Genomic DNA, 20,535 nt, shown 5'->3' with positions numbered 1-20,535 from the left:
TACAAAAACAAAATGAAGGAGAAGTAATTGATATTAAATATTACAAAAAAAGCGAGTAAACGTTAATTTACTCGCTTTTACATAATGAAATATTAAATCCTAGCCATCACTTGTAATCGTATCGATTAACTCACTAAGCACGGCTTCAGATTTACTTGTTTCTACTTGGCAAGTACCTGCATTTAAATGACCACCACCGCCGTATTTAAGGCACAGTTCGCCAACATTCGTGTTTGAGCTGCGGTTAGTGATTGATTTGCCAACGGCATACACTACGTTTTGTTTTTTAAGGCCCCACATTTTATGAATCGAGATATTGCAGTCGGGGTACATTGCATAAATAACAAATCGGTTTGTGGCGTAAATAGTTTCTTCTTGAGTTAAATCAAGAACCACTAAGTTTTTATGAACGGTAGCGCATTGAGAAATTTGCTCTTTAGCTTTTTCGTTATGCTCGTTATATAAAGCAACACGCTCGGCTACGTCTTCCATTTGTAGGATTTCTTCGATGCTTTGATCTTTACACGCATCAATCAGTTTCATCATTAATTGGTAATTTGAAATTTTAAACTCGCGAAAACGACCAAGGCCAGTTCGTGCATCCATAATAAAGTTCATTAATACCCAATCGGTTGGGTTTAATATTTCGTCTTTTGAAAACTGAGCAGCATCGCCTTTATCTACCGCGTCCATCATTTCAACAGAAATATTTGAAAGTTTTTCAGCGCCGCCATAATAGTCATAAACTACGCGAGCTGCTGATGGGGCTTCTGGATCAATAATATGATTTTTTATGTCGCTAGAGTTACGAACGGTTTCGCTAAGGTGATGATCGAATGCGATGTGACAACCTGCAACGTAGGGGAGGTTGGTGGTAATGTCGTTTTCGGTAATGTCTATTTTGCCATCTTGCATGTCTTTTGGATGAACAAATAAAATATCGTCAATTAGGTCTAAGTCTTTAAGCAATACGGCACAAACTAAGCCATCAAAATCGCTGCGAGTGACTAGTCTAAATTTATTATTGGGCATAGCTATTCCATCTTTTTAATTGAATTATCAATTAAGTGTAACAGCTAAATTTTTTTTTGAGAGGTCAGCTTAAAAAAATTATAAAAAAAAGCCAAAACGTTAGTTTTGGCTTTTACTTAGCAAGTTTGTATGTGTAGTAAATAGGTTATGCGCCTGGACCACATTCCATACATGAATTTACAATGTCTGGACCAAATTTAAGTTTGGCATTTAAGTCGCGAAGGGCGGTACGTAACCCTTCTTCAATTACTGGGTGGTAAAATGGCATATCAAGCATTTCTGGTACGGTCATTTTGTTTTGTACAGCCCATGCTAGTAAGTGAGCGATGTGTTCGGCTTGTGGGCCAATAAATTCTGCACCTAAAAATAAGCCTGTGCCTTGCTCCGCATATACACGCATATGACCTTTGTTTTTAAGCATTACTCGGCTACGGCCTTGGTTTTCAAAGCTGACTTCGCCTACTTCAAAACAACCGCATGGGCCTAAACGGTCGGTAATTTGCTTGTAGCTTTCGCCTACCATTGCTATTTGTGGGTCGCTAAATACAGCTGCAATTTTAGCTCTGCGCAGACCTATACGTACATCTGGGAAGCGCCCGGCATTTTGACCTGCAATAGCACCTTGGTCTGATGCTTCGTGTAACAATGGGAGCATGTTACTCGCATCGCCTGCTATAAATATGTTCGATTCACCACACTGCATTGTGTGCGTGTCTGCGTGCGGTACGCCGCGTTCATCAAGTTCAATGCCGGTGTTTTCAAGGCCTAGTTTATCTACGTTAGGTACTCGGCCTGTGGCTGCAAGTACGTAGTCAAACTGTTCGGTGTGTTTTTCACCTTGTTTGTCGGTGTAAGTTAGCTGTGCTTTGTCGCCAACTTGCATCATGTCAGATACGTTTGAGTCGGTATCTACAAAAAATTCTTCAGCAAAAACAGTATTTGCATAGTCTTTTACGACTGGATCTGTAAGTGGGCCAATTGCGCCGCCTACACCAAATAGTTTTACATTTACGCCTAGTCGGCTAAGTGCTTGGCCAATTTCAAGACCTATTACACCAGGGCCAAATACAGCGACTGATTCTGGTAGGTCATCCCAATCAAATACGTCGTCGTTTATAATAAGTTTGTCGCCAAAGTTATTAAATACGCCAGGGTACGAAGGGCGTGAACCGGTGGCAATTACAAAGCGTTTTGCTGTAATAATTGTGTGGTCGTCTATTTGTATGCGGTTTGTGTCTAAAAATTTAGCGTAACCACGAATTTTATCACCATCTGGTAATTCATCTACGGCTTCTACTACGAATCCTGCAAAACGATCTCGTTCACTTTTAACGCGTGCCATAACTGCTTTGCCATCAATGACTGGCTTTGAGCTATGAACACCAAATGCAGGAGCCATTTCAATTGCGTGTGCAGCTTCAGCGGCTGCAATCAATAACTTACTTGGCATACAACCAACACGTGCACATGTGGTGCCGTATGGGCCTGATTCGATCATTAATACATTTTGTGTGAACTGTTTAGCATTACGATAAGCACTTAAACCAGCAGTGCCTGCGCCTATAACAACAACATCGGTTTGCAATTCTTTCATAGTATTTTTTCCTCTAATAAATAGGGGCATAAAAGCCCCTATTTTTTACCTACTAACGTTAGGTATTTAATTTACTTATTAATTAAGCAAAGTATTTTTCTAAGTCGTCTGAACCACCGATGTGTTTACCACCAATGAATATTTGTGGAACAGTGTCACGACCAGATACAGCTTTTAGACTTGTTAGTGATGCGCCTGCACCCATAACAATCTCTTCATATGCGAAGCCTTTTTCTGCAAGAAGCTCTTTTGCTTTTTTACAGAAAGGACAGCCAGGTTTAGTAAAGATGCTTACTGGTTCTGGTTTAGCTTGCTTAGGGTTGATGTAATCAAGCATTGTGTCTGCGTCTGATACTTCAAACGGGTCACCTGGTAAATCTGGTTCGATGAACATTTTGTCGATCACGCCATCTTTAACAAGCATAGAGTATCTCCAGCTGCGCTTACCAAAGCCTAGGTCGTTCTTGTCTACTAACATGCCCATGCCGTCAGTAAATTCGCCGTTGCCGTCTGGTAATAAAGTAATGTTTTGCGCTTCTTGATGTTCAGCCCATGCGTTCATTACAAAGGTATCGTTTACTGATAAACATACAATTTCGTCAACGCCGTTTTGCTTAAGTACGCCTGCTAATTCGTTGTAACGTGGTAAGTGAGTTGATGAACATGTTGGTGTGAATGCACCTGGTAGTGAAAACACTACAACAGTTTTACCTTTAAAAATGTCATCTGTTGTTACTGATTTCCAATCGTTATTTTGACGAGTTGCAAATGTAACACTTGGGATTGTTTGACCTTCGATATTGTTTAACATAATTTTTGTTCCTCTTGATTTGTTGATAGCCATTATGGTGAATAATTAAATATAGTTCCAATCGTTTGTTTGTATTAAACTGATAGTTATAAACTATCACGTAGAGCTGAATATGAACTTAAAAGATTTTGAATATGTAAAAGCAATAGCGCAATATAAACATTTTCGCAAAGCTGCCGATGCATGTTTTGTAAGCCAGCCTACATTAAGTGGTCAAGTAAAAAAACTCGAAAATGAGCTTGGCGTTACTTTGTTTGATCGCTCAACCAAGCAAGTTACCTTAACAGCAAAAGGTGAACGTTTGTTGACGCAAATAGAGATTATTTTAGAGCAAACGCAAATACTCAAAGAACTTGCTGCTACTTCTAACGAGCCTCTACAAGGTAAATTAACTATTGGTATTATTCCTACCATTGCGCCTTACTTGTTGCCTGCGTTACTAACATCGATGAAAGCGGCATTTATTGATAGCCAGTTTTCGTTTATTGAGATGCAAACAGCAACAATTTTAGAAGCTTTAAACAAGGGTGAACTCGACTTTGCTATTTTAGCCGATGTGCCAGAGCTTATTAATTACCATACGGTTGCTTTATACAAAGAAGATTTTTTAGTGGCGGTATCACACGATAACGCGCTTTCTAAGCATAAAAAAGTAGCGTTGAGCGATCTTCAAGGATGCAGCCTATTAATGTTAAGTGATGGCCATTGCTTTAAAGATCAAGCCCAAAAGTTTTGTTTTTCTGCAGGAGTCGATGTATCTAACCAGTATAAAGGTAATAGTTTAGAAACATTATTAGCGTTAGTGGCTATGGATGACGGTATTACATTTGTACCAAAGTTGGCATGTACCGACCGTGTAGGGATTGATTACTTGCCTATATTCCCTAATCAGCAGCGTAATGTGGTGTTTGCATGCAGAAAGCATTATCCGCATTTATCTGGTGTAGAACAATTGGGCGAGTGGTTATCGGCTCACCCTAATTTAAAAGCTAAATTAACTAAAAAAGTTAATTAAATATTTAAAGATCTTGGCTGATTATTTCTACAACATCGTTAATTTGCACACCAGGTAGTGGTTTGTCATCAATACTGACAGCTACTGCAGTTTGCTGATAAAGCTGCTCTACGCGAATTTTATTAAGCGTGGTGATGGTGTGTGGCATAACATTACCTGCCGCGTCGGTTAAATAGTTATGGTGCGCAATGCTTAGCATTTGGCCTTTTTTTAACCCATGAGCTTTACCTAAGTTAATAACGATTTTGCTATTTTCCATATGCATTATTTTACCTTGAGTAGGTAAACACGCCATGGCTGCTTGAATGTCATAACTTACTGCTTGGTTGATATCGGTTATGCTTTGCCCATAAGGCGATTGCCAAAATCTATCACTATTAACATCAACTATGGTTGTTTTTTCAAATGGCCAAATTGCTTGAGTATGGTAACTATTTTGCCAAAGTTGCTCATAGGTAGTGCCATCAAATAATACAAATTCAATGTTGTAACTGCGCTCATACGCCTCGTCTTGCCAAAATGCATAATCGTTATTGAGTTTGTCGCTAGTCGAAAGGCTGGTTATTTGGCTAAGCAGAACATATTGAGCGTTACTGCGCGAAGATATTTCTTCTAATTGAGCGTTTGAATAGTCGTGCTGCTGCGAAAAGTATTTATCAACGCTTATTGCATTATTATAGTAAGCAATAGGTACTGCGCTCATTTTTGATTTTTGTAGAGAGGTAAAAATATTTTTGCTAATCGCTTTGCTTACGTCAAATATTTGACCCATTTTGGCGTGTTCACGATGAACAAGTTGGCTTTGTGTAACGGCCACAAACTTATTAAAACTATTTTGTGGGCATTGCTCTGTTTGAGAAAAAATATCGAGTCGTAATGTAACGGCAAATTTATTGTCGTATTTATTTTCGCTGACCAGTTCAATTTTTTGAATTTCGCCGTGGCTGCTAATTTTTAGCTGATCTTGCATTAACACGCCATCTACCAGGGTTTGTACAGAGCTAACCCGTGCGCCAGAGAACACTAACGCTTGTGTAATCGCATCTTTTATAGCGGCAGATTTAGCCGCGCTTGTATCACCATTTTGAACGTTCGCATGGCCCGTTGATTCATACCACTGCGCTTTAGTAAAAGGGGAGAACGTTAATAATACCGTTGCACTTAACCCTGCAAATGCCAATGATAAAAACGACTTCATACTTTTACTCCAATTAAACGTTAGCTATTAACTAGGTAGAGCAAGGACTGTACCAATGTTATTTGGTAATTATTAGTAATGCTATAAATGGCATTAAACGTGCATATGTACTGCTAATTACTATACAAGGGCTAAATGCTATGCGAGCAATTTCATTACTTATTACACTTGGGTGTTTAACCTTAGGCGGTTGTAGCAGCGTTTTTGATAAGCATGTTGAATATAAATATGTAGAGCCAAATAATTACCCCGTTTTAAAAGCGATAGGGTATGCACCTATTAGCCTGCAAAAAGGCGCTAACCTGTCACAAAAGCAACTTATGGCAATTAAAGCTTCTAAGCTTGAGGCTTACCGCGAGCTTACTGAACAAGTATATGGGCAAAAAATTACCGCAGGAACAACGGTGGAAGGTTCAATTGCTCAAGACGATTACCTAGAAAGTAAAGTGCAGGGGCTTATTAAAGGTGCACAAATAATTAAAACTTACGCAGTAGATGACACTTACGTGACCGAGCTTGAGCTTAATATGAAGCGTGTGCACGATTTATACATAGGTGAAGTAAAACCACGCGAAGTTAAAAAAGTAACTTATTACTAAATAGCCCAGTTAATTAAAAAAGTTATTCAAAATATCTCATCCTCTTATATTGAGTGCTATGCTGTTGTTAGGATTAATTTTTAAGCAGATTGCGTAGTGCTCAACAGATGTATTTTATTGCCACTTATATTAACAGTGGCTCTGTAAATGGCGTTTAAGCCAACTCATTTAAATCCTAAATTATTTATATGGTGCAAAGCCAATTTGCGCTACCTATTGTTGTTTTTTGTACTCTCTAGTGGTGTGCTTGCAAGCCGACTAACTATTCAATTTAATACCTTTATTGAGCTGATGGGTCAAAAATATGGACCTGCGCGAGCGGCTGTTGCACGTAACTGGCAAAGTATGTTGGTACAAACTCAAAACAAACCAGAGCAACAACAAATTCTTATTGTTAATGATTTTTTTGCGCGTAATTTACGCTACCAAACTGATATTTTGCTATGGAAACAAAACGATTATTGGGCAACCCCTTTAGAAACGTTAGGCAGAGGCCTAGGTGATTGTGAAGATTACGCAATAGCAAAGTATATAAGCTTGAGAGCCCTAGGGGTGAGTGACGACAAGTTACGCCTTATTTATGTAAAAGCAAAAATTGCGGGCACTAACAAAACGCAAGCACATATGGTGTTAGGTTATTTTGCTACACCAAACGCTCAGCCACTTATTTTAGACAGTTTAATAACAAAGGTTTTACCTGCTGCAAAACGTGTAGATTTAAGCCCTGTTTTTAGCTTTAACAGCCAAGGTTTATGGGCTAATAATTCAACCAAAAGTGTAGCCAGCCCAACAGCAAGACTTTCACGCTGGCGTAAAATTTTGGAGCAGACAACCAAAGAAGGAGTTATGTGGTAATGGCATCATTTTCCTTATCTAAGTATCTTAAAAAACGAAAAATAACACTCAGGCAAGAGCTGTGGATTGCATTATTAATTGTTATTTTTGTAGGCTTTATAAGTAGTGTTTTAATTAGCACTAATTCGGCTAAAAGTTATTTTTCGACCCAGCTGTACTTAAAAAATGTAGATAACGCCAGTTCACTCGCGTTAATGATCAGCCAATTAGACAAGGACCCCGTTGAGCTTGAGTTATTAGTATCGGCCACATTTGATACCGGTCACTATAAGCGAATAGAATTACAAAACCCTAATGGTGAGGTGATTGTTAAACGCACGTTTACCGATGAGCTTAAAGCGACGGCTCCGCAGTGGTTTAGAGCAATGTATGGATTAAATGTACAGCCAGGGGTTGGGCAAGTAAATAATGGTTGGCAGCAATTTGGTACTTTGTTTATAGAAAGCCACAGTCAATATGCTGAGCAAGCCTTATGGGAAAGTGCGCTTAAACTATTTTTTAGTTTTTTAATTGTCGCTTTTTTTGCTTGTATAGTTAGTGCTTACTTTTTAAGTAGGATATTAAAACCACTAGATGATGTTGTGTATCAGGCTAATGCATTTGGTGAAAAACGTTTTATTAAATCGAGCGTTCCGCGCACTTTTGAGTTTGCGCGTTTAGTGCAATCAATGAACCAATTATCTACCCGTTTTAGCCGTATTATTAAAGAAGATAATAAACGTTTAGAAGAGCTTAGATTTAAATCGCAACACGATGAGCTAACTGGTTTAGCAAATAGAGAATACTTTGGTGCAACGCTTGAGGCTCACTTACAAAAATCGAAAGATCATGCCCATGGTGCTTTGTTTTTATTTAGGGTTGTAAACCTCGATCGCGTAAGTGAGGAAGTGGGACGAGTAGAAATGGTTAACTTTCTACGTCGATTTTCACAGATGTTGGTTAGCTTCTTAGAGAGCAACCAAGAACACTTTTCTGAAAATTACATTGCACGTATTTCTCACAGCGATTTTACCGTTTTATTTAGTGATATTGATGATATTCAAGCAATCAGTGAACGTATTTTATTGATGCATCAATCGTTTGTTGAAGAGTATAAAAACGTTAAGCTAGCGATACCTCACAGCTGTACTTATATTCAAAAAGACGACACGCGATTTGATGTATTAAAGCGTGCGGATGAACTTTTAAAATCATCGGGTAAACAATCTGATGTACAAGCAAAAGTAGCTCAGATCAAGCAAGAAAGTGAGCTGTTTGATAATGCAACTAGCTGGAAAAATGCCATAGAAGAGGCACTCAACAATAATAATTTAGAAATAAATACTTACCCAGTAACTAGCTTTACAGGGCAGGTAATGCAAAATCAATTAGGGTTGAGCCTAAAGCTTGGTGGGCAAGTATACCGTGCTAGTTACTACTACCAGTGGGCTAACCGATTAAAGTTATTAGCGCGTTTAGATTGGGGTTTAATTAAGGCGTTGGTGGCTCATTATAGTATTGAGCCACCAAGTGAACTGATTTCGGTTGAATTATCTGCTCAAACGTTACTTGATGATGCTGCACTTGCTTCGATTCTTACGTACCTTTCGGCGTTTCCTGATTTAGCCTCTAAAATTTGTTTTGATATTCGTGAAAGTATTGCCGTTAGCGAAATTGAGATATTTAAAGATTTTTGTGAGCAGGCTCGATGTATGGGCGCTAAGGTAGCATTAAAACGTGTGGGCCCTGAATTTACTAAAATTAATAAAATTCAGGAATTTGGTCTTGAAATGATTAAGGTTGATAGCGTTTACGGACACAATATTAGTTACAGCCAAGATAACCAAACATTTCTGCGAGGAGTATGTACGTTAGCGCATTCTATTGGCATTAAAGTGGTGGCTCAAGGTGTAACAAGCCAAGATGATATAGATACGCTTATTAACTTAGGTTTTGATGGGGTTATTAAAGAGTAAGTAATAGGCATTAACGGTGCGGTTAATGCCCTTTTACAACTAACATTAATTGAATACGGTCGCGAACTTTTAGCTTATTAAATATAGAGCTCATATGCTCTTTAATTGTACGCTCCGTAATACTTAAAGATTCTGCAGCTTGCTTATTAGTTGCACCTGTTACAACAATATCAACTACTTGACGTTCTCGCTTTGTGAGTACATCAAGCTCGCATGTGCTCGCATATTTAAACGGTGTATTTGATAAAGCTCCTACTAAGTTAGAGAGCAATTGCCCAGGTAACCATATTCCGCCAGCACAAATTGTCTCCAGTACTTGTTCAATAATTACTTTAGTAGCGAGTGCTTCTACGTACCCCCTAGCTCCTGCTTCAAGCGCACTTCTTAGTTGATTTATTTCTAGTTCGTTGGTCATAACTATAACCAGTAAACGTTGCTGAGAATACTTTTTAACAAGCTCAAGCCAATTAGGTGTGCCGGCCAAAACCCAAATAATACTTGATGCCATGACTCTGTTTGGTTCTTTTGTGCATATTAAACAACCAGGAAACGCTGTATGCCAGTGTTTCGATTCAAATTCAGGCTGTGTAATAAAAATACTTTGGCGCATTACTTCTCCATTTATAAAATGTTTTAACGCTCTGTCATTGCTTGCGATGTAGCTCTAAGAACCGGTTTTAAAATATACTCAAGTACGGTTTTTTTACCGGTAATAATATCCACTTGAGTGGTCATTCCTGGAATAATAGTCAGCTCTTTTGAAAAATTATTTTTGGTGGTTTTTAGTTGCACCAAATAAAAGGTATTCTCGCGGTCATCTGTAATTGTATCGGCGCTAATATGTAATACTTCGGCTTCAAGGCCACCATATACGGCAAAGTCGTAGGCACTAAATTTTATCATTGCAGATTGACCAGGGCGTAAAAATGCAATGTCTTTAGGCGGGATTTTTGCCTCTACTACAAGTTGATCGTCAAGCGGGACAATTTCCATAACATCACTACCTGGCTGTAAAATACCGCCAACTGTATTAACTAATAATCGTTGTACAGTGCCTTTAACAGGAGAGCGTATTTCAGTTTGAGTTACTTTATCGGCTAAGCCAGATTCAGTTTCTTTAATTGAATCCAATCGAAGTAGCGCTTCGGAGAGTTCATTGTTCCAGCGGTTAATCATAACGAGCTCAACTTCGGTTACCTTATTTTTAGCTTCGTTAATGGCCGAAAGACTCCTATTTATAACTGCCTTGGTTCTGTTTATCTCGCCGTTTAAATCAACTATTTGACGCTCTAAACGAATAATATCTATATCCGAAATGGCACCGGTGCGTAACAATGGACGGGTCACTTTAAGCTCCCTGTTTGTTAAGCGTAGCGCACTGGTATGCTGCTGAAGTGCCGCTTTTGCTTCAATATAATCTTGGTGTCGCTGTTCTAGTTGGCGTTTGTGAATACTTACCTGTTGCTCCAACTCTTGGCTGTTACTCAAATAAAGAGAGCGTTCGTGTTGAACCACCTGAGGTGCATTTTTTATAACATCTTCGTTAAATACGAGCTCCTTTTTTTGAGTGAGCGCTCTGAGCCTCGCAACTTTTGCACTTAACGATTCAACCTTGGATTGATTTTCCCTAAAGCTAGAAATAAAGCGGGTAGGGTCTATTTTAATGAGTACATCACCCTCGTTTACTATTTGACCTTCTCGGACATTTATTTTTTCGACCATACCGCCGTCATAAGATTGAATAAGCTGTAATTTATTAGAGGGAATAACCCGTCCCTCGCCACGAGCAACTTCATCCAAGTTAGCAAAGCCAGACCACACAATAAGGCATATAAACGTTAAGCAAATTAAATAAAGTAGTAGCCTAGCGCTTGCTGGTTCCTGCTGCATTTTTTCCCACTGTGCATCTACTACCCAGTCTTGAGTATTTGGCGGTGAAATCCATCCTTTAAATAGTTTATTAAATACGGATGGCTTACCTTGTTTTCTTGCTTCTATTGCTTTGCTAACAGATTCAAAAGAGCGTTGTTCAAGTGGTTTTTTGTTATCACTCATGAGGCTTGCTCCACGGTTTTATTATTTAACGCCGCAATTACTTTTTGTTTTGGTCCATCAGCAACTACTTTTCCGTTATCTAAAACTATAATACGGTCAACAAGCTCGAGTAATGATGAGCGGTGAGTCACTACAATTAGGGTTTTATCTTTAGAATAATCTTTTAAATTGTTAATAATTTTACTTTCACTATTGTGATCTAGCGATGAGGTTGGCTCATCTAGTAATAGTATTGGTGGGTCGTTAATTATGGCTCTTGCCATCCCTACAGCTTGGCGTTGCCCTCCTGATAATTGGCGGCCTTGCTCGCCTACTTGTAAATCAAATCCGTCTGGGTGCGAATTAATTAAATCAAATAATTGGCTTCGCTCACAGGCTTCAATAATTTGCTCGTCTTTAGCATGCCAAGCGCTTATCGTAAGGTTGTCTTTTAAGGTCCCATAAAACAGGGCAACGGTTTGCGGTACATAACCAATATTATGGCGAAGCTCTGCAGGGTCAATTTGATGTATATCGTTATTGTCCATCAAAATTGCTCCTGAACAGGGTTCATATAGCCCTAAAATAAGCTTTTCTAATGTACTTTTACCTGAGCCATTACGTCCTAAAATTGCGATTTTTTCACCAGCTTTAATTTTAAAACTAACGCCGTTGAGTGCATTATGAGATTCGTCAGAGTATTTAAAGCATACATCTTTAAATTCTATATCGCCCTTTAAAATAGGGTGGCTTAACCAATGCTTACCAGGTGGGCGCTCGACCTCTTTTTCCATAATCTCATTTAGTGACTGCATTGCTATTGCGGCATGATGATATTGCGCTAAAACAGCGGCTGACTGCCCAATAGGGCCCATAGCACGAGATGATAATAAGTAGGCTGCAATTAATCCGCCTTGAGTTAGCTCACCTTCAATAACGAGGTGTACGCCTATTATCATTATTATTACGCCTACGCATTGCTGTATCCACGATGCTGTATTTGATATAGAGCTAGAAACGAGTCGGCTTTGTGCGTTTACTTGCGCAATGTAAATGGTCGACTTTTCCCATACAGATTGTGTTTTACACTCTGAGTGAAAACTTTTTACATCTTCAATGTTGGTTAAACTTTCTACTAATACTGCATTTCGCATTGAGCTTGCTTTCATTGTTTGCTCTGAAAGGGCTTCAAGTTTGCGGTGTGCGGCTATAGCGTAAGCTAATAATATAAGTGCGCCCGCTATAATGGGTAAACTTAGAGGTACGCCAATAATGGCGATAACAATTAAATATAAAACTACGAATGGTAAGTCGACTAATGCGACAAGCGTTATGGAGCTAAAAAAGTTACGTACAGCTTCAAATGATTGAATATTGCTAGCAAAGGAGCCAGCTGATGATGGACGGTTTTTTAGTTTCATACCTAATACCCGCTCCATAATTACAGCCGATACTTTTACATCTATTCTGCTTGCAGCAAGCTCTACAAAATAACCTCTTACTAAGCGTAAAACAAAGTCAGCAGTGAGTGCTATTAAAATACCAATGGCAAGTACCCAAAGGGTTTCTGTTGCGTGGTTGGGCACTACGCGGTCATATACGTTCATTACAAATAAAGGCATGGCAACCGACAAAAAACCCAACGCAATAGCTGAAATAATTACGTCTTTATAAAGTGAGCGGCACTCTTTAATTACTCCCCAAAACCATCCGTCTTTTGATAGTTTTTCAAGTACAGGTGTTCGCTCATCAAATGCAAATTCTGGTTGTGCATAAATAATTAAACCAACACTGTTGCCCGCTAATTCATCAATGCTTTGTTCGATAACTGATTCGGTAAGTTCTGGGTAAATTACACTCACCAACTGCTTATCGTAATCAATAGAATTAATAACACAGGCTTGGTTATCTTTTAAAATTAAGATGGCAGGTAGTAGTGCTGTATTAATTTTTTGTAGTGGCTTATTAACTACTTTTGATTTAAAGCCAATACGCTTAGCTGCGCGCGAAAAAACTGATGGAGTAAGATTTCCATCAGTTAGAGGAAGTCCATTTAATAGTGCTTCTCTTGAAAACTCTTTATCATGATGGCGACATAAAACTGCTAGGCAGTCAACGAGTATGCCACCATGCTCAAGTACATCGTTTAATTCCATAAACCATCCAATGTTATGTAGAACTGCATGCGGTTGTTACTACTAAACCTAAACTCGAGAAATAAATTTAGCTTAAATATTTCAAGCCGAGTTTAGGTTATTTACATAACGTTAATTGACTTAGCTATCAGTAATTACAGCTTCGATACGTCGATTCACAGCATTTGCTCTTACTGATATTTCGTCTACTCGAGGTTGATCAATACCGTACCCGAACGATTTAACACGTTTTGGTTTTATATCGAATTGTTTAATTAAAATTTCAGCAACGGCAAACGCACGTTTTTCAGATAGTTTGCGGTTATATGTTCGATCTCCATCTAGAGATGCATGACCTTGTATTTCAACCTGCTTATTTGGGTTTTCTTTTAAAAAATCTGCAAGCCGACTAATTTCTTGAATATATTGAGGCCTTACATCGCTTGAGTCAGCAGAAAAAGGGATACCAATCTCTATATTCGAGGTTGATGCGCTATAAATTGTACAGCCAGATAAATCAACATTAGTTGACAGCGGCGTACTCGGACAAGTGTCTTGCTCGTTTGGTACGCCGTCACCATCATCATCTAAAAAGCTACTTTGTGTAGTGTCGGTTTCCAACGGTATATCTAAGTACCTTGGCATAGCGGTTACACTCATGTAGGCATTATCTTGCTTCGCTTTTTTTTGTAGAAATGCCTTGCGGCTAAAGGTGGTTGCTACATCGTAACTCGGACAAATATTTTGTGCGTTATGCACAATAGGATCGTCAGTTAGCTCTTTTAATGTAGGGTATTTACCTGACATTACGTCAAGTGCTGGCAATAATTTCCCCATTTCTTTTAGCATAGTTAAAATAGCCGATTGGCGGTCGTATAGCGCAACTATGTATGAACGTGTTGATTGGAACGATTCGTTTTCGGCATCAAGTACGTCTAGTAGAGTTCGTTGGCCTATATCAAATTGATCTTTATATGCAATTTTAACTTTAGTTGATGATTCGCGGTGTTGATTAAGCGCTGGCAACTTTTGCTCTAGTATAGTGACGTTGTAGTAGGCAATTTGCAGACTTTGACGAATATCAATACAGGCTTGATCTCGTTGATATTTTGCAATGTTTATATCTTGATAAGCTTGTTCTAAATTAGCGCTATCAAGACCACCGTTATACAAGTTATAACTAATATCTATGCCGACTCGCGCTTCTGTTCTGGTTTCATTTTGACCAAGCTCATCTCTATCTTGGCTACCGTAGCGGGCAGATAAATCTACGTTAGGATGAAAGGCCGCTTTTTGTGCTTTGGCGTTCGCTTTTTGCGCTTCAATATTATACAAAGAGGCATAAAATGAAGGGCTGTTTTTGTAGGCGACGTCTAGCGCTTGGTTAACCGAAATTGGTATATTGTTTTCATCAAGGTCAGCTTGCTTTATATCGTTCATAGGTAGCTCACCTACAACTCTTAGGTAGCGAGCGCTTACATCATGTAAATTAGAGTACTCCGTTAACACATTAGATTGCGCTAGAGATAAACGGCCACTAATTTGTTCTAGGTCTGCTGCGCGCGCTACACCGGCGCCTACGCTTTGCTCTATTTGTTGGTATACAGACTCGTGCTCTTGTAAATTAGCTTCTGCAAGTTGTACTAACTCCTTGAATTTTTGTACGTCAAGTAGTGCAATCGAGGCTTCAAGTGCTGTTTGTTCTGTTTGAGAAATAAGCTCAAAGTACCTAATAAGTTGAATACGTTTAAAACGGTCAACTGTATTAGATGTTCTAAAACCGTCATAAAGCATTTGAGTAACGCTTAATTCGGCTGTATTACGGTTATATTCTTCTTCAATACCGTAATTTCTTCTTTCATATCCTGCACTTGCTGATACATCAACACTTGGTAAATAACCTGAACGGGCAGCATCCACTCCATAAATAGAAGATTTAAAAGCATGCCATGCTTCTTGTACTTCAGGATTGTTTTCAATCGCTTTACTTGAGACGTATGTAAGTGGCATTGCTGATTGTTCGTTTGCATGCACGTAGTTTGATAAAGTTACGGCTGTAATCGCTAATCCGATTAACATAGTCCCTTGATGCTTTTTAAAAGTGTTTTTTATAATCATTGCTTCCTCTTAGATCCTGTTAAGACCGAAAATACTCTTTTAAATATTTAGTAAAGGAGTGCTAATTTTGCAAGTAATCTTTTCGGGTAGCATGAAAAAAAATTTCTACCACTTTTTTGTTGATTTTTTATTTTTGAATTTTTCTTCTAAACCTGTACTTGAGTCCAGTATCTATGTGCTTTTTTTGTTCTACCTTTAACTTATTAGATTGTTATTTTAAAAAGTTTGAGGGTATCTAAATGGAAGCAAATCAACTTGTAGTTATTGATATTCAGGGTTCGGCGGGTGTTGTGTTGGATGATGGATCAATAAGAGCGTTAAACGTGGGTGACATTATTACCGTAGGTGATTTAGTTGTTACTGCTATTAAGTCGTCGTTACAAATAGATGTGCAAGGTGAAACCTTATCTATACCCGCAAATCAAAAGGTAAAAATAACACCAGACCTATTAGCGAAAGAAGCAAGAGACTCTAGCGAAACAACTGTTTTTGATGAAAGTTTAGATGAAGCAATCGCAAGCTTAGACTTAGGTACAGAGCAAGACTCATCAACGGCGGCTAATTCAGATGTAACAGATTTTTTAGATGCATTAGAGGGTGATGGGGACATTTTAGATAATTTAGAGGCAACAGCCGCTGGTGGCGGTAATGCAGCTGGTGCAGATGGAGGTAGTTCGTTTGTACAGTTAACCCGAATTTCTGAAAGTGTTGATCCTAGTAGTGTTACTTTTGATTCTTCTTTTGATCAAAGCGCTACTGAAGCTTTTAATTTAAGAGATACCTCTGATGGTATTGTGCCTGACGCAACTTCGGCTTCTATTTCACTTAATGAGCTGGGCGTTACTAATTCATCACAACCAACAATTACCGGTACGAGTGAAAACTTAATTGGCGAAACGGTAAATGTGACGGTAACTGATGTTGATGGAAATTCTCAAGTAGTTAGTGTTGTGATTGGCCCTGATGGTACCTTTGAAATAACCCTACCAACTCCAGTTGCGGATGGCCCTGTGACCGTTGTTGTTGAAGCAACAGATCCTGTTGGCAACCCTATAAACGACACTATTTCTATAGAAATTGATACAACACCTCCGCTTATTGCTATTGATCCTGTTGCCGATTCTGCTTCTCAAACAGTGACAGTAACAGGGACTGTATCTGGGTTGAACACTGGTGATAATGTGTCGGTCACGTTAACGGATAGTGCAGGTACGGTACAAACAATTGTTACTCAGGTTGATGCGCTAGGAAATTGGGTTATTACTACTACCTCACCTTTATCTGAAGGAGAGTTTAACGTAAGCGCAGTGGCGATTGATGCCGCTGGAAATCAAGCTGTAGACCAAGCTTTAGCTAATGTAGATTTAACTGCTCCGGTAATCACAGTAAATGTAACTGATGAAACAAATAACGCAACACCACCACTTGTTGGAACAACAAATGGGGTTCCTGAAGGCACGCAAGTAACAATTACTGTTACAGATAGTGCAGGACAAATACAAACATTAACTGCGGTTACTCAAGCCGATGGAAGCTGGAGTGTAGAAGTTGGGACTCCTTTACCTGAAGGTGATTTTACTGTTGATGCACAAGTAAGCGACAGTGTAGGAAACTTAGCATCAGCAAGTGATTCAGGAGTAGTTGATTTAACGGCGCCTACGGTACAAATTAATAATATTAACGACACTCAAGACACCACGCCAACTATTACAGGTAACGCGCAAGATGTACCTGCTGGCTCTATTATTAGTGTGGTTATTACCGATTTTAATGGTCAAACTCAAACATTATTAACCCAAACTAACGCTGATGGTGATTGGTCTATTGATGTAACTACGCCATTAGCTGAAGGGCTGTTTGAGGTTGATGCAAGTGTAAGCGATGCTGCAGGTAATCAAGCCCAAGCAAATAACCAAGGTGTTGTTGATTTAACAAATCCAGATATTACCGTTACTGCAATTGCTGATACTAACGATACTACACCAACATTTGTAGGTAGGGTAGAAGACGCTCCAGCGGGCTCTGTAATTACAGTATTAGTAACCGATATAAACGGTAGCGTACAAACTTTAACTACTTTATTAAATGGAGATGGTACATGGAGTGTTGATGCTAATGAAATCTTGCCAGGTGGTGAGTTTACAGCAACTGCGTCAGTAACCGATGCAGCAGGTAATGAGGCTACTGCGCAAACAAACGGCGAAATAACGTTTGCTCCTATTTCAATTCAAATCGATGCAATTGCTAATACTAACGATACCACTCCATTTTTAAGTGGTAACACCGGTAATGTGCCTGCAGGTACAACCATTACTTTAACTATTACGGCAAGCGATGGGAGTACATTTACATTACTTGCAGTGACGCAAGCAGATGGTTTATGGTCTGCACAAGTAACAACTCCTCTACCGGAGGGCGACTTTACTGTAGTTGCTGCTGTTATAGATGACTCGGGTAATGAAGCGCAAGCAAGTGCAGTAGGTAATGTTGATTTAACTGTAAGTATTAATTTTATTATTGATACTAACGATACAACACCTACAATTAGCGGCTCTACACAAGACGTAGAACCTGGTGCGTTAGTAACCGTTACATTTACAGGAAGCGATGGCGTAGCAGAAACCGTGCAAGTAGTTACTGGTGCTGATGGAAGTTGGTCAGTTGAGGCAAGTAATGAATTGGTTGAAGGCCAGTTTAATGTGGTTGCAACTGTAACTGATGCTGCGGGTAATACAGCTTCTGCAAGTGAAACTGGAGAGATTGATTTAACCGATCCGGCAATCACGATAAATCCTATTGAGGATACGAATGATGTAACCCCATCTGTAAGCGGTAATGTAATTGATGTACCAGCAGGAACAGAAGTTACATTAGTAATAACTGACAGTGAAGGTAATGAACAAACACTTACAACAATTACAAATACAGATGGTACATATACAGCGGATATTATTGCAGATCTCAGTGAAGGAGATTTCACAGTAACAGCGAGTGTTAGTGATACTGCTGGTAATAGCAGTACGGCAACTGTTACAGGTACGGTTGATTTAACTGCACCAAGTGTCACTATCAACAATATTGCAGATACAAACGATACAACACCTACTCTTACCGGTTCTACCCAAGGATTAGCATCGGGCAGTGAAGTAACTTTAACTGTTACTGATAGTCTAGGGGCTGAGCAACAGTTAGTTACTACTATAAGTGCTGATGGTACTTGGAGTATTGAGATTCCAACTGCTTTGAGCGAGGGGGATTTTACCGTAACTGCTAATGTATCTGATAATGCGGGTAACGCAGCTCAAGATTCACAATTAGGCTCAGTTGATACCACCCCTCCTTTAGTTGCAATAAATGACTTTGCTGATTCAAACGATACAACACCTACATTTAGCGGAACAACGAGTGATGTAGCACCGGGTAGCCTTGTTAGTGTTTTAGTTACTGATGCAAATGGTGAGTCTCAAACATTGACGGCGGTTGTGTCAGAAGATGGAACTTGGCAAGTTGGTGCAACTCAAGCTGTTGCTGAAGGCGACTTTACAATTACAGCAACAGTAACAGACGCTGCAGGTAATGAAGCAAGCGATACCGGTACTGGAACAATTGATTTATCAGCTCCAATTATAGCAATTAATACAATCCCAGATAGCGGCGATACTACTCCAACAATTTCAGGTTCCGTACAAAATGTGCCAGCTGGAACAACGGTTACGTTAACATTGACGGACGCTGGTGGTAATACACAAACAATTACAACACAAACGCTAGCTGATGGTACTTGGACAGCTGATGCTATTAATGAGTTAGTTGAAGGTGACTTTAGCGTTAATGCCATCGTTAGCGATGAAGCAGGTAACCAAAGTGAAACTTCAGCACAAGGAACTATCGATAATACCGCACCAACTATTACGATAGATGCACTGGCTGATAGTAACGACACCACCCCAACTATTTCAGGCACCGCAACGGGGGAGCCAGAGGGCACGGTTGTTACTATTATCGTGACTGATGAAGCAGGTAACCCACAAACCATCACCACAGAAGTACTCGCTGACGGCACTTACACTGTTGATGTATCAGATGAATTAAGTGAAGGCGAATACAGCGTAGACGTATCAATCACTGATACTGCTGGTAACTTAAGTACAGAAGTAACAACGGGTACTATTGATACCTCAGCTCCTGCTATTACGATTGATCCACTGGCAAATAGCAACGACACCACACCGACAATTTCTGGCACAGCAACGGGCGAGCCAGAGGGCACCGTTGTTACTATTACGGTAACTGATGACGCTGGTAACCCACAAATAATTACCACTGAAGTGCAAGCCGATGGCACCTTTAGTGTGGATGTACCAAATGAATTAAGCGAAGGCGAATTTACTGTTGAGGTATCGGTTACAGATACTGCGGGCAATGAAACCACAGCAACTACGACTGGCGAGGTTGATACTTTAGCACCGGTGATCACGATAGATGCACTGGCTGATAGTAACGACACCACCCCAACTATTTCAGGCACCGCAACGGGGGAGCCAGAAGGCACGATTGTTACTATTACAGTAACTGATGAAGCTGGTAACCCACAAACCATCACTACAGAAGTACTCGCTGACGGCACTTTCACTGTTGATGTACCAGATGAATTAAGCGAAGGCGAATACAGCGTAGACGTATCAATCACTGATACTGCTGGTAACGTAAGTACAGAAGTAACAACGGGTACTATTGATACCTCAGCTCCTGCTATTACGATTGATCCACTGGCAGATAGCAACGATACAACACCAACTATTTCAGGCACCGCGACGGGTGAGCCAGAAGGCACGGTTGTTACTATTACCGTGATTGATGAAGCAGGTAACCCACAAATAATTACTACTGAAGTACAAGCTGATGGCACCTTTAGTGTGGACGTACCAAATGAACTAAGTGAAGGTGAATTTACTGTTGAGGTATCGGTTACAGATACTGCGGGCAATGAAACCACAGCAACTACGACTGGCGAGGTTGATACTTTAGCACCGGTGATCACGATAGATGCACTGGCTGATAGTAACGACACCACCCCAACTATTTCAGGCACCGCAACGGGGGAGCCAGAAGGCACGATTGTTACTATTACAGTAACTGATGAAGCTGGTAACCCACAAACCATCACTACAGAAGTACTCGCTGACGGC

13 protein-coding genes are annotated in these 20,535 nt (G+C 39.7%); 5 read left to right on the top strand and 8 right to left on the bottom strand.

Annotated elements, in window-relative coordinates:
• Positions 1–99: 99 nt before the first annotated feature.
• From GQR39_RS00065 to GQR39_RS00055, 3 genes are all read right to left on the bottom strand, one after another.
• The gene (locus tag GQR39_RS00065; protein WP_165726472.1) at positions 100–1,032 is read right to left on the bottom strand and encodes an exopolyphosphatase; all 933 of its coding nucleotides are present in this window, start codon (positions 1,030–1,032) and stop codon (positions 100–102) included.
• 145 nt (positions 1,033–1,177) lie between these two features.
• Positions 1,178–2,626, bottom strand: a complete 1,449-nt coding sequence (locus GQR39_RS00060) for a dihydrolipoyl dehydrogenase (RefSeq protein WP_007583146.1) — start codon at positions 2,624–2,626, stop codon at positions 1,178–1,180.
• A gap of 82 nt (positions 2,627–2,708) precedes the next feature.
• On the bottom strand, positions 2,709–3,437 hold the full coding sequence (locus GQR39_RS00055; protein ID WP_010553231.1) for a glutathione peroxidase: 729 nt from the start codon (positions 3,435–3,437) through the stop codon (positions 2,709–2,711).
• A gap of 112 nt (positions 3,438–3,549) precedes the next feature.
• On the opposite strand from GQR39_RS00055, the gene GQR39_RS00050 reads away from it, so the two are divergent.
• The gene (locus GQR39_RS00050; RefSeq protein WP_024589976.1) at positions 3,550–4,452 is read left to right on the top strand and encodes a LysR substrate-binding domain-containing protein; all 903 of its coding nucleotides are present in this window, start codon (positions 3,550–3,552) and stop codon (positions 4,450–4,452) included.
• A gap of 4 nt (positions 4,453–4,456) precedes the next feature.
• Here the strand turns inward: GQR39_RS00050 and GQR39_RS00045 are convergent, their stop codons facing one another.
• The gene (locus GQR39_RS00045) at positions 4,457–5,650 is read right to left on the bottom strand and encodes a flagellar assembly protein FlgT (protein WP_165734513.1); all 1,194 of its coding nucleotides are present in this window, start codon (positions 5,648–5,650) and stop codon (positions 4,457–4,459) included.
• A 140-nt stretch (positions 5,651–5,790) separates the two neighbouring features.
• On the opposite strand from GQR39_RS00045, the gene GQR39_RS00040 reads away from it, so the two are divergent.
• From GQR39_RS00040 to GQR39_RS00030, 3 genes are all read left to right on the top strand, one after another.
• Entirely contained in the window at positions 5,791–6,249 is a 459-nt protein-coding gene (locus GQR39_RS00040) for an LPP20 family lipoprotein (RefSeq protein ID WP_024593173.1), read from the top strand.
• A 147-nt stretch (positions 6,250–6,396) separates the two neighbouring features.
• Complete coding sequence (locus tag GQR39_RS00035; RefSeq protein WP_024589974.1) at positions 6,397–7,104, top strand: transglutaminase-like cysteine peptidase; 708 nt, start codon at positions 6,397–6,399, stop codon at positions 7,102–7,104.
• Positions 7,104–9,059: a LapD/MoxY N-terminal periplasmic domain-containing protein gene (locus GQR39_RS00030; protein ID WP_165734512.1), complete on the top strand. Its 1,956-nt coding sequence runs from the start codon at positions 7,104–7,106 to the stop codon at positions 9,057–9,059. The genes GQR39_RS00035 and GQR39_RS00030 overlap by 1 nt, the downstream gene beginning before the upstream one ends.
• Before the next feature lie 22 nt (positions 9,060–9,081).
• Here the strand turns inward: GQR39_RS00030 and GQR39_RS00025 are convergent, their stop codons facing one another.
• From GQR39_RS00025 to GQR39_RS00010, 4 genes are all read right to left on the bottom strand, one after another.
• Entirely contained in the window at positions 9,082–9,669 is a 588-nt protein-coding gene (locus tag GQR39_RS00025) for a response regulator transcription factor (protein ID WP_165734511.1), read from the bottom strand.
• A 23-nt stretch (positions 9,670–9,692) separates the two neighbouring features.
• A complete protein-coding gene (locus tag GQR39_RS00020) occupies positions 9,693–11,114 on the bottom strand; it encodes an HlyD family type I secretion periplasmic adaptor subunit (RefSeq protein WP_024608819.1) in 1,422 nt (473 codons plus the stop codon).
• Positions 11,111–13,249 (bottom strand): type I secretion system permease/ATPase, encoded by a 2,139-nt coding sequence (locus tag GQR39_RS00015; RefSeq protein ID WP_165734510.1) that lies wholly within the window; start codon positions 13,247–13,249, stop codon positions 11,111–11,113. Before GQR39_RS00015 ends, GQR39_RS00020 begins: the two co-directional genes overlap by 4 nt.
• Before the next feature lie 120 nt (positions 13,250–13,369).
• Positions 13,370–15,346: a TolC family outer membrane protein gene (locus GQR39_RS00010; RefSeq protein WP_165734509.1), complete on the bottom strand. Its 1,977-nt coding sequence runs from the start codon at positions 15,344–15,346 to the stop codon at positions 13,370–13,372.
• 239 nt (positions 15,347–15,585) lie between these two features.
• Between GQR39_RS00010 and GQR39_RS00005 the strand changes: the two genes are divergently transcribed.
• On the top strand, positions 15,586–20,535 hold a 4,950-nt coding region (locus GQR39_RS00005), incomplete at its 3' end, for a retention module-containing protein (RefSeq protein WP_165734508.1).

It is taken from the genome of Pseudoalteromonas sp. C8 (assembly GCF_011378685.1).
In the GTDB taxonomy this organism is placed as follows: domain Bacteria; phylum Pseudomonadota; class Gammaproteobacteria; order Enterobacterales; family Alteromonadaceae; genus Pseudoalteromonas; species Pseudoalteromonas arctica.
This window is presented reverse-complemented; position numbering and strand designations above follow the sequence as displayed.